This is a genomic window from Acinetobacter lwoffii (genome assembly GCF_019048525.1).
In the GTDB taxonomy this organism is placed as follows: domain Bacteria; phylum Pseudomonadota; class Gammaproteobacteria; order Pseudomonadales; family Moraxellaceae; genus Acinetobacter; species Acinetobacter lwoffii_K.
The window spans coordinates 1,930,557-1,943,336 of sequence record NZ_CP077369.1; the positions used below are offsets into that span (position 1 = coordinate 1,930,557).

General features: G+C 44.2%; 10 protein-coding genes. All 10 read left to right on the top strand.

The window, feature by feature from the left end; genetic code table 11:
• The first annotated feature begins 161 nt into the window (after window positions 1–161).
• The 10 genes from I6L24_RS16560 (at window position 162) to I6L24_RS09090 (ending at window position 12,748) form a co-directional block, all read left to right on the top strand.
• A complete protein-coding gene (locus I6L24_RS16560) occupies window positions 162–800 on the top strand; it encodes a DMT family transporter (protein WP_228733309.1) in 639 nt (212 codons plus the stop codon).
• Window positions 801–871: 71 nt separating this feature from the next.
• Window positions 872–4,492 carry a tape measure protein gene (locus I6L24_RS09050; RefSeq protein WP_216985921.1) on the top strand — a complete coding sequence of 1,207 codons (3,621 nt, stop codon included), beginning with the start codon at window positions 872–874 and terminating at the stop codon, window positions 4,490–4,492.
• Complete coding sequence (locus tag I6L24_RS09055; RefSeq protein WP_216985922.1) at window positions 4,492–4,902, top strand: hypothetical protein; 411 nt, start codon at window positions 4,492–4,494, stop codon at window positions 4,900–4,902. The genes I6L24_RS09050 and I6L24_RS09055 overlap by 1 nt, the downstream gene beginning before the upstream one ends.
• A 3-nt stretch (window positions 4,903–4,905) precedes the next feature.
• Window positions 4,906–6,867 (top strand): hypothetical protein, encoded by a 1,962-nt coding sequence (locus I6L24_RS09060; RefSeq protein ID WP_216985923.1) that lies wholly within the window; start codon window positions 4,906–4,908, stop codon window positions 6,865–6,867.
• A gap of 9 nt (window positions 6,868–6,876) precedes the next feature.
• A complete protein-coding gene (locus I6L24_RS09065) occupies window positions 6,877–8,496 on the top strand; it encodes a hypothetical protein (protein WP_216985924.1) in 1,620 nt (539 codons plus the stop codon).
• Between the two features lie 14 nt (window positions 8,497–8,510).
• On the top strand, window positions 8,511–9,881 hold the full coding sequence (locus I6L24_RS09070) for a hypothetical protein (RefSeq protein ID WP_216985925.1): 1,371 nt from the start codon (window positions 8,511–8,513) through the stop codon (window positions 9,879–9,881).
• Window positions 9,881–10,174: a carboxypeptidase regulatory-like domain-containing protein gene (locus tag I6L24_RS09075; RefSeq protein ID WP_216985926.1), complete on the top strand. Its 294-nt coding sequence runs from the start codon at window positions 9,881–9,883 to the stop codon at window positions 10,172–10,174. Before I6L24_RS09070 ends, I6L24_RS09075 begins: the two co-directional genes overlap by 1 nt.
• Entirely contained in the window at window positions 10,171–10,563 is a 393-nt protein-coding gene (locus I6L24_RS09080; RefSeq protein WP_216985927.1) for a hypothetical protein, read from the top strand. Before I6L24_RS09075 ends, I6L24_RS09080 begins: the two co-directional genes overlap by 4 nt.
• Window positions 10,564–10,575: 12 nt before the next feature.
• On the top strand, window positions 10,576–12,525 hold the full coding sequence (locus I6L24_RS09085; RefSeq protein ID WP_216985928.1) for a hypothetical protein: 1,950 nt from the start codon (window positions 10,576–10,578) through the stop codon (window positions 12,523–12,525).
• The gene (locus I6L24_RS09090) at window positions 12,518–12,748 is read left to right on the top strand and encodes a hypothetical protein (protein ID WP_216985929.1); all 231 of its coding nucleotides are present in this window, start codon (window positions 12,518–12,520) and stop codon (window positions 12,746–12,748) included. Before I6L24_RS09085 ends, I6L24_RS09090 begins: the two co-directional genes overlap by 8 nt.
• Window positions 12,749–12,780: the final 32 nt, after the last annotated feature.

The following is a 12,780-nucleotide window of genomic DNA, read 5'->3' on the forward strand; positions in this document are numbered from 1 at the left end:
CTTAAAAGTAAACTTGAGCTTGGTAAGCCGAGATTCTACCTCCTGGAAGATGGAAGACTTCACTGTGCAGCTACTGAGTATGTAAAACAGGTAGATTTACAGGAATACACTGTTATTTTATGCCGAGACAGAATTGTGAAAATCTTATGGCGTAATTTGTAATGAAAAATAAATTAATTGCAGCATTCCTTTGGTTTTTTGGGGTGGTCTTTATTATTAGAGGGTTGTCACTGCTTGGCGAGAGCTTTTTAGGCAGTATATTTATGATATTGGCTGGTATTTTGATGTTACCCCCAATTCAGAAAAAGATAACTGAAATAAGTCCATCTATTAAAGGTCTCTGGTTGGGTGTGGGTATATTTTTCTTATTGGGTTTTTCAGGCATGCTCCTTCAAGCTTCAGAAGAAAAAGCTTTAGAAAATGGTACAGCAAGTCCTGAGCTATTGGCGCGTGAAGCAGATCGTAAAGCACATGCTGAAGAGCAAAGAAAATCTACTGCTGAGCGTGAAGCTACAAAAGCAGCTGAGAAAGAACGGCGTGATCAGGAGAGAGAGGCGCGTGATCGTGCTATTGCAATGCAGGTGGATGCTGAAATTGCATTGAAGAACTTCCTGAAAGATCCTGAAAGTGCACAAATACGTAATCAGAACGGTATGTGTGGTGAAGTAAATAGCAAAAACAGTTTTGGTGGTTACACTGGATTCAAACGATTTATAGCAAGTCCTGCGATAGTTGCTATCGATGGGGAGAATATAGAATCTAGTGAGTTTCAAACTGTATGGGAAAAGTTTTGCACATAATGCTTAACATCTAATTTTTATAACCCTGCCCCTGAGCAGGGTTTTTTATTGCGCAAAGTTCAGAGGTTTATATGTCCGGTAAAAACTTAACCTTCAAATTGATCCTGGATGGAGATTCCAAGGGGTTAGTACAGAATGCTAAAAGTGCAGAGAAGGCTTTTAGTGATTTACAGCAGGCAATTAAACAGGGGACAGCCAGCTTTGAGGGTGAGGCTAAAAAGACATCGGATGCTGTTTCTAAAATTGTGCCGAAAGAATCCTTGGAATTAGCTGATAAGCTGAAAGCTACACTAAACGGTGCAACGGAAGCAATCAAAGGTGCAGGGGATGGAGCTAAAGAAACAGCTGATAACTTCAAGGACTTTGGTAGTAAGGCTGAGAAAGCACTTGAGCAACTAAAAGCTGATCTGGCTGGAGCAAAGCAATCACTCCAAGAATTTTCCAAAACCAATGCTTCACCACACGATATTGAAGCAGCTAAGCAAAAGGTAGATCAGCTGGAGCAGGAGGTAGAGCAAGCTGAGGTAGCATTCAATGAGTTTGACACCGCTGTAAATAAAGCCAATACAGAACTCAAGGAAACTAGTAGTGCAGCTGATAAGGCCAAACAAGGGTTTAATACCGCCAAGGCGGCAGTAGGGACACTGGCAGCAGGATTAGCAGGCCTGGGTCTTGGTCTTACTGTTAAAGAGCTATTACAGACAGCCGATGCTACACAGCAGATGGGCGAGCGTATCAAGAACGCTACTAATAGCACAGAAGAATACACCATGGTGCAAGCTAGGCTGTTAGATCTGGCCAATAAGACCTTCCGGCCACTCCAAGAGGCTCAGGAAGTGTATCTAGCGACAGCTGGTACGATGAAGTCGCTGGGCTACACCACAGAGCAAATTCTAGCGGTTACAGAGAGTCTATCACTATCTTTTACACATAACGCCACTAGGGCAGACCAAGCATCATCAGCACAGGATGCTTTAGCAAAATCCATGGCTAAAGGTGCGGTTGATGCAGATGCATGGATGTCAATCATTACGGGTGCAGATAATGTCGTAAAAGACATGGCTGAAAGTACTGGGCGCACCGAAGAAGAAATTCGCCAACTAGGAGCAAGTGGTAAAGCCTCAATTAAAGAACTTACTACGGCGCTTATTGAGTCAAGAGATCGCAATGAAGAGTTGGCCAACTCAATGGAGAATTCTACAGCCGATGCAGCAGTAGCACTCAGAAACAACTTAACAGACGTTATTGCTAAGCTAAATGAAAAACATCAGATCTCAGCCCGGCTATCAGAGGCCATGCTTACATTGGGTGGGGACATGAGCTGGCTCACCACCTTGTTTGAAGATGCTATAGGTGCTGTAGAGGCCATAACAGAGCGATATACAGGACTAGAGTCGGAGACTCAGGCATTAAAAGACGCTTTGAGTTCAACTTATGAGCTATTCAAGAGCATTATATCTGGGGCTTGGGAACTAGGAAAAACTATAGATGATGTATTAGGAACAGCATTCACAACCTTTGCATCCCTGCTTGGCTCATTTGTTGGTGATGCCACATCTGCTGGAGAGCAAGTAAGTTTCTTAACAAGGGTTTTGCAAGGACTATCACTTGTTTTTGGCATGGTTGAAGATGGCATAGCAGGCATTAAGATCGGACTTAATCTGATTACAGGCGCGTTCTATACTTTGGCCTCGGCAGCCAATAGCGTTATGGCAGCAATCACATGGGGTGATGTGAGCAAGCAATTTGCTGCCAATGCTGATCTGATGAAGGACAAGGCTAAACAGTATTATGCTGAAGCAGACAAAGAGGCTATGGGGTTTAAGTCCAAATACGTTGAACGCCTAGAGGAGATGTCCAAAACTGAGCAGCAGAAAAATCAGGAAAAGGCTGATAGTGCCAAAGCCACTCTAGATAAGATTGATGCAGACGAAACAGCCAGCGCACAAAATCGGATTAAGGCAGCACAGGATTATGCCAATGCATCCATAGCAGCCAATGAAGGCGTGCTATCAGAACAGCTCAAGTCCGAACTAGCGGCCAAGGGCTACGCCGTAGCAATGGATGAGGCAGGGAAGGTCACAGTTGCTGCTATGGATGCTGCGGGGCAGAAACTGACAGAGGCGCAGCAGAAAACTGAAGCCATTAAAGTGGCTACGGAAAACCTCAGAATAGCGGATGAAGAATATCTGGCATTTCAAAAGCAAGCCGCTATTGAGCGCGCAGCTCTAGAAAAGCAGATCCAACAAGCCAAGGCTTCTGGTGACTTGAACGAGCTTAAACAGGTTCAAGACAAGATCAACCAGATCAATACCAAGGAACAAGAGCTACAAGCCAGTCGAAACCAGAGACAGACAGAGTTACTGGCACTCAACCAGAAAACTGCTAATGGTTCGGCTGCTGCATATACAAGGGCTTCCGAACTGGCCCAAAAATTTGGGGTAGATCTAGATAAAGCGCTTAACAAGGTATCTGAACAGTTTACTAAATCTGGCGAGGATATAGATAAGCTAGGTGTGGACCTGAAAGAGCTTGGTGTCACTGGTAAACAGGCCGGTGATGTAACTTATCAAGCCTGGCTGAAATGGCTGGAAACAGCAAAAAGCCAAGCTGAAATTGATATGGCTAAAGCAAAACTTCAGGAGTTTGGAGACCAGGGTAAAGTTTCAACAAGTCAGGTAGAGCAAGGCCTCATTGCTATCAAGATGCAGGCTCAAAAGCTGCCTGATGATATCGATCCTGTTACGGAGTCTTTCAAAAGACTAGGCATTGAGACCAAGGAGAATCTCAAGCTGGCTGCCCAACAAGCATTAATGGATTTTATTAATGTTCGTGATAGCGGCAAGGCTACTGCTGAAGGTGTGCAAAAGGCCTATGAGAAAGCTGCTCAGTCTGCGGCTGCATCCGGTGACGCAGGAAGAATTGCAGCGGTAAATGCAATGAATGCCGGGCGTAATCTTGAAGTGCAGATTGATGAAACCGGTAAGGCCACTGTAAAAGCCACAGATAAAGCCAATGAGTCACTGGATAGTATGCGCCGGTCGACAGATCGGGTTCGTGACGGTGTTAAAGGCATTGAGGGCAGTGTTCACTCTGCTACCCGGGCAATAGACAGCGCTAAGTCATCTACTGAGGAATGGGCTGATGCAGTCAATAAAGCTAAAGGCGAATTTGATAAGGCCATGAAGCAGCAAAGTAAGGCGCTTGGTAGTCTGGATAACTATGATTCTTATAACAAGAATGATGTTATCTCTATGCTGAAATCTCAGGGTTATGACGATGCACAGGCCAAAAAACTGGCTGGTAATATCTGGTCACAAGCCATGGAAGCGGATCGTGATGCCAAGATGGCTAGTTATGGTAATAGCTCATTTGGTGGTTTGGATACTGTCATTAATCAGATGTTTGATCAGGCGGCTGCCAAAGGGATTACCACTCAGCACGGTACCAACAAGATCAATGAATTGCTTCGCTCTATTAACGTGGCCTCTACTGGTTCCAGCAGCCTGAGTGACTATGCGCCGTCGATCCCGTCTGCACCATCGGTTAGAGATACTCAAGGGGACAGTAAGACCGTGCGATATGAATTCAAGTCGGGTGGTAAAACCGTACCTCTTTATGGCTCACCAGAGGCTGGGGATGCAATGGAGGCCATACTTCAAGAATTTGAAATGCTGAAAAAGAGAAGTTAATGAAACTAATACGTGTATCTACATCAGAAACCGTCCCACTTGAGGACGGTTTTTTGTGGGCTGATGAATTTGAGTGGAAGCCTGTAGAGCAGAAACAGGAACGTGCAATTGACGGCTCTCTAATCATTCAAGAGGGTCATAAAAAAGCGGGGCGCTCTATTGTTCTTGAGCCTGCAGACGCTGAAATGGGCTGGATCAAGCGCCGTGATTTACGCACGGTCTTGGCTTGGTCGGCCCTATCCGAGTTGTTCATCCTTGCTTTTGAGTATCAGCATGACCGGCGGCAATTTAATGTGATTTTCAATCATGAAGCAGGTGCATTAGAAGCCAGTCCGGTCAAAGGGATTCCAACTGTATCTGAAGATGATTATTACAACGTAACTTTGCGTTTTACTGAGGTGGGGAGTTAAACAGTGGCTATTGAAACCAAAGACCTGGTGCTCTACAAATCAGAGCGCTTAATGGATACGGATGATGGGGGTGGTAAATATTCAGGCCAGATGATTGAGGATGGTCAGAGTAACAATCTGTTTCCTGATATCTCTGAATTAAACCGCGCTATGGGTGACGTATCCATGCGTAAATTTTTCCCTGCAGTCACAACAGCAGGGAATGAAGTACTGATGGGTGCAACCGTATTTATCTCCAGGAATCCCGCTGATCCAAACGTGTCAGCTCTATTGTTTAGCACCAAGTCCTGGACAGATGAACGCAAATCAGCAAAGAACCGGGTGGAGAACTATTCAGCCAAAGGTGGGCAAATTGCTGGCACACCTCTTGATACGCATTACATAGGCATGAAAACCTTGCAGGTTGCCATGTTTCCCAGCGAAACAGAAAGTGCTGTGGGAAGTACTCTGGTTCTGGTGTCAGATGAAGGTGAAGATCATGAACATGAGCAGTATGTACGCTTAACCAAGGTTGAAACTCGTATTGCCAAGATGATGATTGAGGGTAAAGAGGTTGAGTACAAGATAGCGACCTATTCTATCAGTGACGCGCTTGATCGGGATTTTGTAGGACTATCAGCAAAGCTCTGGTATCAAGGTGAAAAATCCAGAACGATTATCCGCGAGACAATTGTTGCTGACACTGGTAAATACTATGCATCAAGCAATCTTGCATCTGATGGCAAGGTGGGGGAATTCACAGTCAATGCCAAAAGTATTTTTGCCCAGCTTGTACCCTCTGCTCAAGCAGAAACACCAATTATTGATGTAAATGCAGCAGGTGAAAGTGTGGTTTTGGTGGCGGGTAACGATGGAGCCATTACAGCCCATTATCCAAATATTACAGTTGATGTGAGTCAGAATCTTTATATCGGTTCTGCCGTTATTCCCTCGAGTGTTTCATTTACTTTACAGGGCCAACCAATTTCGGATCAGGGTGGATTACTAAAAAATACTCAAGGTGTCCAGGTTGGAACAATTGATTATCAGCGTGGCTTGATTCAATGGACCTCTGCTGTGGTCGGTAGTAGCGAATATCTTGATATTACTTTCAAACCTGCAGCCGCACCGATGCAACACTATCAAAGCCATGCAATCCCAGTGACTCAGCTTAACCAGGGTACCAACTGGACAGGAGTTCTGATTCCAATTCCAGCCCCTGGTGCTTTGACTATTTCTTACATGTCACAAGGCAAATTTTATGAACTTAAAGATGATGGCTCGGGTCAGCTCAAAGGTGCGAGCTCATCCTTTGGTTCGGGTGTAATCAATTATGAAACAGGTTCATGGCTTTTAACGACTGGTGCTTTGCCAGATGTCGGTACGCCGATCTTGCTGAACTGGGGTACACCGATTGTCACTTTCGTGCGATCTAATTTAAGTGTGGAAAAAGCTGCGTTTGATTTTGATTTAGGTCGACCAGGTGTATTGCCGGGTATCACCATTAATTGGACGCTGGAAGGGGAGGCCAAAACTGCAACCTCTAATGCTCAAGGCAAGTTTACTGGTGATGCCACAGGTGAAATCAACTATGCCACGGGTACCGGTAAGATCATTCCAAACCAGCTGCCGCAAAAAGGTGCGGTCTTTTCTGTGATTTATAACTATGGATCCTCACTTGAGCAGACCAAGATGGATGTTGCTCCTGTAAATCAAAAGCTGACCTTTACCATTGGTACCGGACCAGCAATTCAGCCAAATAGTGTTGAGTTAAAAATTCCACTTCAAAGCAGTGAGGGGATTACAGGGTCTGTAACTCTGACAGATGTGCCGGTGAATGCAACTATGGGTAATCTAGTGAATAGCCGTGGTCAAGTACAAGGCACCATTATCTATGCCACTGGCGCAGTTGAAGTCACACCAAAAAGTACAGCGAGCAGATTTGTGCAAACCTTTACACCTATGGCTACCTATGCGGCTGCCTAGCGAGGAAATATGTCTTTTTATTCTCCACAAACATCAGACATTCAAGGTCAGCAGGTTGAATTAAAAGCCTTTAATACTGTTGATGTTCAAGTTAAATACCGTGATACGTCCGGTTCCAATTCAGCAACCCACACCGTGACTGCAAACAAGCTCAAGTTGGATTTATCCTCTGGTTTTGATGAGCAGATTTTGACAGGTTCAGCGCGTTTTAAAGTGGGTGCTGATACTTTTCTTGATCGTACTGGCTTGCTATATCGCAATGTGAATCCAGCCAATAATAGCGGGATTCAATCTGGCATGATCCAGTATGGGACTGGGCGCGTTGAAATCGATTCCTGGACACCGGGTGCAGATAACACGATTACTTTGGAATCCTTAACCACCACAACCGACCTATTGCCGGTCAATAAAATCAGTTTTAGAACGCCAATCATGCCGATCCGACCACAGTCTTTGACTGTTGTGGTCGGGACGCTTGAATACGGTCAGCTCACCTTGACTGCTGATGAAAACGGATTAATTGAAACCAGTCGGGCGCATGGAAAAGTGAGCTACGATACCGGATTTGTCAGTATTTACTTTTATACCAAAACCAAAATCACTGAAGCCAACCGCTCCGAAATTATGGCCAATGACTGGTATGACCCGCTGTTGGAATATCAGGAAGGGGTAGATACTTATATCAACATCCCGGTATGGGTGGATGCCTCCTCGGTACGGTATAACGCAGTGGCTTATACCTATATTCCGCTAGATTCTGAAATTTTAGGTCTATCAGCAACCCGCTTACCACTAGATGGACGTGTTCCGATTTTCCGAGTTGGGGATATTGGTATTGTTAGTTCCAGTAAGTCTTTTGAACTACCAGATGAAGTCGCAGGTAAGATTTATGAATTACCGGATCAGCGTATCTCATGGGCTGAACTCGAAGATGCCGGCGGGATCAAGATTCCCTTTGATATGTACTCAATTGACTATGATTACGGCAAGCTGACTTTAGGTGGGGATTTTGCCCTAAATAATTTAAGTGCACCTCTCACACTGCGCTATCGCTATCAAGATATGCTGTTGATCAGGGATGTGCAGATCAATGGCCAGATCACCTTTACCAAGCCGCTGACACATAACTATGATCATGAAGATACTGTGGTAGGTTCAGCACTGGTGATTGACGACATGCAATCACGTTATACCGGCAAGTTTGTACAAGAGACCTGGAATAGTATCTGGAATGATCAGCCTTCTGAGGGAGCCATATCTGCAAACTATAATGATGCCTTGTATCCGATTGAAGTAACCAACAAGGGAGCAATTCAGGAAAGATGGGCACTTGTCTTTATCTCAGAAACCACTTTCAGAATTGTAGGTGAAACAACTGGCCAGCTAGCCGGCACCGGTTCAACCAATGCGGATTGTGCCCCAATCAATCCGGTCACCAATTCACCTTACTTTATTGTAAAAAGAGAAGGATGGGGGGCAGGCTGGACCAGCGGCAACGTACTGCGTTTCAATACGATTGCGGCCATGTTTCCGGTGTGGGTGATCCGTACGGTAAAACAGTCAGAACCAACGGTATTATCAGATGAATTCCAGATCATGCTGCGTGGCGATATTGATCGCGTCGTTTAAAACCTAAATCAAATATGACCGCTTTAAGCGGTCTTTTTTATGGAATAAATAATATGGTCACAGGCAAAACAGTCAAGTTCTTCACTTCAAAAAACAATAGTGCTCCACAGCTGCTTAATGTGCAGGGTTCAATGCTTGCTCTGCTGGATGCATGTTTAGTTTCAGGCATTCAGGTAGGCACGGTGGCATCACTGACGGCTAGCGGCACCACAGCAACAGCGACTTTTGGTATGACACACAACCTGATGAAGCATCAGATCATTCGGATCAGTGGGGCCAATCAAGCTGAATTTAATGGTGACTTTAAGATCAAGCAGATTGTAAATACCAATACCATCACGTTTGAATTGAATACATCAGCAACGGTCGCCAATGCCACGGGGACAATTAACTGTTTGCTTACACCACTTGGCTTTGAAAAGCCATTCTCAAGCACAACTGCCTTAGGTGGCGGCCGAGCCGCTTTCCGCTCGAAAGATGAATCTTTACCAAACCGGCCATTTTTACGTGTCGTTGATGAGCGGATTTCAAGCTATAGCAACAATTACGCAAAATATGCCAAGGTTGGCATTGTCGAGAACATGACTGATATTGATACCATGACCGGGGTGCAAGCTCCCTACATTGCTTCAGCGCCCGCGCGCAACTGGAATCCGACTGGAAGTGGGCTGAATATCAAAAATGGCTGGGCTAAGTGGTATTACTGCTCAGCAGGTGAAAGTAATACTGATAGCACCAATCTTGCTGATTTTTCAATTGCAGCAGGCGATTGGCTGGTGGTGGGTACTGATACTGGCTTCTACATTATGAATTCAGTAAATAATGATATGAGTATCCTGGAGGATGAAAAGAAATTAGCTTACTGTTACGGCTTTGGCGCGTTTGAACAAATTGCAGATGATGATCTTTTTACTCATTATCTTTTGGCAACAAATATCTGGGAAGCGGTACAGAATATTGGCTATCGAGCATCCTATAATACCAATGGTATTTCAATTGGTTCTGAAGATAGTGATGTCGCAACATCTGGTCGAAGTGTTTTTTTACAGCGCGGTTATAAAAAGTCAGCATATGCTCAGGCTACTGGTCGCAAAGTGACAATAGAATTATCACCCGTTGTAAGTGGTAATACCAGTGGTTATTCAGTATCAGCAGATGGAATTGGCGGGGTTATATTGCAATCTCCATTGATTATGGAGATTTTAAATTCATCACAGTTTTTACCCCGCGGTTTTTTACCACTGATTAAGACTATTCCTCATAAAACGTTATATGCCGATTTACAATTAGTGGAACAATCTGGTCGCGTATTCATCGCAAAAGATATCTACGGTGATTCTAATTACTCCAAAGGACTGGTCATGTTTGATCTAGGAGAAGCCTAATGGCAATCAAGATGGATCAGCCAATTACCCTGGTATTTAAAAACAATATTGCCTTCAAAACAGCGGATGCCAAATCAATTAAGGGTCAGGTGCAGGAAAAAAAAGTTCCGCTACCTTGCCGGGTACGCCTGTTTGAACGTAAGTCAGGTCAGTTAATGGCTGAAGTGGCGACTGACAATCAGGGGCATTATGCCTTTTATAATTTAAATGATGAGGAGCGATTCTTTATTGTCGCCCATCACCCAAGGCTTCAGTTTAACGCAGTCATTCAAGATAATGTGGTGCCAAAATGATTACTCCTTCCTTAAATGCCGGGCTTTCGATGCTGCAGGCATTAACCTTATTTATCGACCAAGGTAGCGCAAATGCTACCTTTGTTTTTTATGATGACAGTAAACCTGCAGATACCACCGTTCCAGCGAATGAGTCAGCTCGGCTGGTGACTATGGAATTACCTAAACCTAGTTTTAAACGGCTGAAAAATACGAGCATTGAGTTATATCCCACTGGTGAAGGCACCATTGTTAAGACAGGAAAAGCCGTCTGGGCGCGTCTTTATAATGGCGAGGGAATAGCTGTAATGGACTTTGATTGCACTGTTGATATGGCACTTGATACCGTTGATCTGGTGATAGGGGCTTCATACGATCTGGACTCAATTGAATTCTTCCCATCAGTTTAATGAGGTGAGCATGTGTCGAACTATACGCCACCGGATGCACATAATTTAATTCTCGACTTTGATGAGCCAGCAACCAGCTCGACAAATTTAAATTTTGGGGATTCTGTCAGTAGTAATACCGTTTCGGCCTGGGTGGGGGTAAGGCTCACAAGCCAGATCCATGGCAAGCAGATTGGCTCAGCCAAAGATCAGGTGTTGGCCACGATCAAAACTGGCATTAATGTACAGATTAGTGGCAAGCAGACGATCAACTACCTGCGAAAAGTCAGGGCAGTCATTAATATTGGTGTGCTGGGAGAATTTAGTGATCATTTTGATTTGAACTTTATTGCTGGGGTATCTGGTCAATTCAGCGCATCATTTCAGAAGGCATTATTTAAAGCAATTCAAGTGAATACACTCTGGGCTAAACCCGTCTTAAGAGTGCATAACAGTGCGTTTTATTTTGAGCGTAGTCTAGGTTTAAGTAACCACGCATCAGCTAGATTTGATAATGCCAATACGCTTCATCGTGCCGTTCAAATGATTCATGAGCAGGCAACAGGCTTATCGCGCAGTGCTTATCTGAAATGGCAGGAAAATGAACGTCTGGTTATCTCCAGGACTTTGATATTTGAAGAATCCAATAAGCTTAGGATTAATCAAAAAACTGAATGGGATGAACTGGTCCGTAAACGTAAAACTTTTACTTACTCCCATCAGGTAGCACACGTTTTTGAAAAGCATTTTTCACTTGAGTGGGATAAAGGCCTTGAGTTTATTACTACATCCAGTATTGCATGGGATAAAGCCAAAGCTATTCATTACCGCAAGCATCCGGTATTACCATGGCCAAAACCTGAACCACCGCAGTATGAAAGTAACAATGATCTTAATTTTAATTGTCTGTGTGATGACCAGGATGCACATAACCTTATTTTAAATTTCGGGGATGATGAGTGTATTCCCGGTTTACCGAATCAAAACTGGTGGTATATCGTGAATGAATTATCAGTGAGCCGTCTGGATAATGGGGAGAATATCCTTGTTTATGATGGTAATTACAGTACAGATCGTAGTGGCTGGTGCTGGTCATATAGTCTAACCGTACCAGTATCTGAGATATCGAAGCTTGAACCAATTAATGGTCTACCTGTGATTTTAAAAATCATGGTTAATGGCACTGAGCATCACATGTTGCTAGAAAACCGTAGCCGTTCGCGTCGCTTTGCCGAAACGACTTATACACTTAATGGCCGTAGTCAGTCCGCTTTATTGGATGCACCCTATGCACAAACGCGATCCTTTACCCAAGAGAATGAGCGTACAGCTCGACAATTATGCCAGGCTGAACTGGATCGAGTGAATAGTTCAACACAGCTAAAGTGGGAGCTGATTGATGAGCTGAGCTGGATCATTCCGAGTGGCAGTCTAAGCTACTCCAATATGACACCCATTGCTGTTATTAAGATGATTGCCGAAAGTGCAGGCGGCTTTGTATATAGTGAAAAAGGCAACAACGCCATTACAGTCAAGCCTAAGTATAAAAAGACCTTTTGGGATGCAATTGCAGTTGAAGAGTATGATCGACTGATACCGGAAAGCCTGGTTACTGAGCAATCCACCGATTATGAGCTATACCCTGATTACAATGGAATCACTTTGACCAATGATCGTGGCCAGTTGAGTGGACAGGTACGACGTACTGGTACACCAGCCAATACCTTACTGGAAACTGTCAATAATCCGCTATTTACAGTTGAAAGTATGGGTGCATATGGCAAAACAGCACTTGCTAAAGCCGGTATGGTTGAAACCCATAGTCTGGTTATGCCGGTGAATACCAATACTGGCGAATGCGCCCCGGGTGAGTTGGTAGCTTTTAATGCAGAATGGTGGGGCATGGTTGAGAACGTGAGTGTCTCGTTCAATCATGCAGTAATCAATCAAAGTGTTAAAGTGGAGAGCATAAACCATGAGTAATCCATTGCAGCGTTTAATTGATTTACTTCCAAAGGCTCCCGAATTCATTGGTACGATAACTTCTGCAGATCATCCTAATTATAAGGTCTTGGTCGTAGACGGAACTGGACTGGTCATGTGCACGAGTACTACTAAATATACGAATGGCACCCGGGTATTTGTATCCAGTAATGAGATTAAGCGCCCAGCACCAGAAGGAAGGGTGGTGCAAATAGAAGTCTAAACTTAACCAAATAACGGCACCTTTTTAGGTGC

What these genes read in the sequence shown, in the direction of transcription:
- I6L24_RS16560 (WP_228733309.1), top strand. Translation starts at nt 162, where the DNA reads ATGAAAAATAAATTAATTGCAGCATTCCTTTGGTTTTTTGGGGTGGTC.
- I6L24_RS09050 (WP_216985921.1), top strand. Translation starts at nt 872, where the DNA reads ATGTCCGGTAAAAACTTAACCTTCAAATTGATCCTGGATGGAGATTCC.
- I6L24_RS09055 (WP_216985922.1), top strand. Translation starts at nt 4,492, where the DNA reads ATGAAACTAATACGTGTATCTACATCAGAAACCGTCCCACTTGAGGAC.
- I6L24_RS09065 (WP_216985924.1), top strand. Translation starts at nt 6,877, where the DNA reads ATGTCTTTTTATTCTCCACAAACATCAGACATTCAAGGTCAGCAGGTT.
- I6L24_RS09070 (WP_216985925.1), top strand. Translation starts at nt 8,511, where the DNA reads ATGACCGCTTTAAGCGGTCTTTTTTATGGAATAAATAATATGGTCACA.
- I6L24_RS09075 (WP_216985926.1), top strand. Translation starts at nt 9,881, where the DNA reads ATGGCAATCAAGATGGATCAGCCAATTACCCTGGTATTTAAAAACAAT.
- I6L24_RS09080 (WP_216985927.1), top strand. Translation starts at nt 10,171, where the DNA reads ATGATTACTCCTTCCTTAAATGCCGGGCTTTCGATGCTGCAGGCATTA.
- I6L24_RS09090 (WP_216985929.1), top strand. Translation starts at nt 12,518, where the DNA reads ATGAGTAATCCATTGCAGCGTTTAATTGATTTACTTCCAAAGGCTCCC.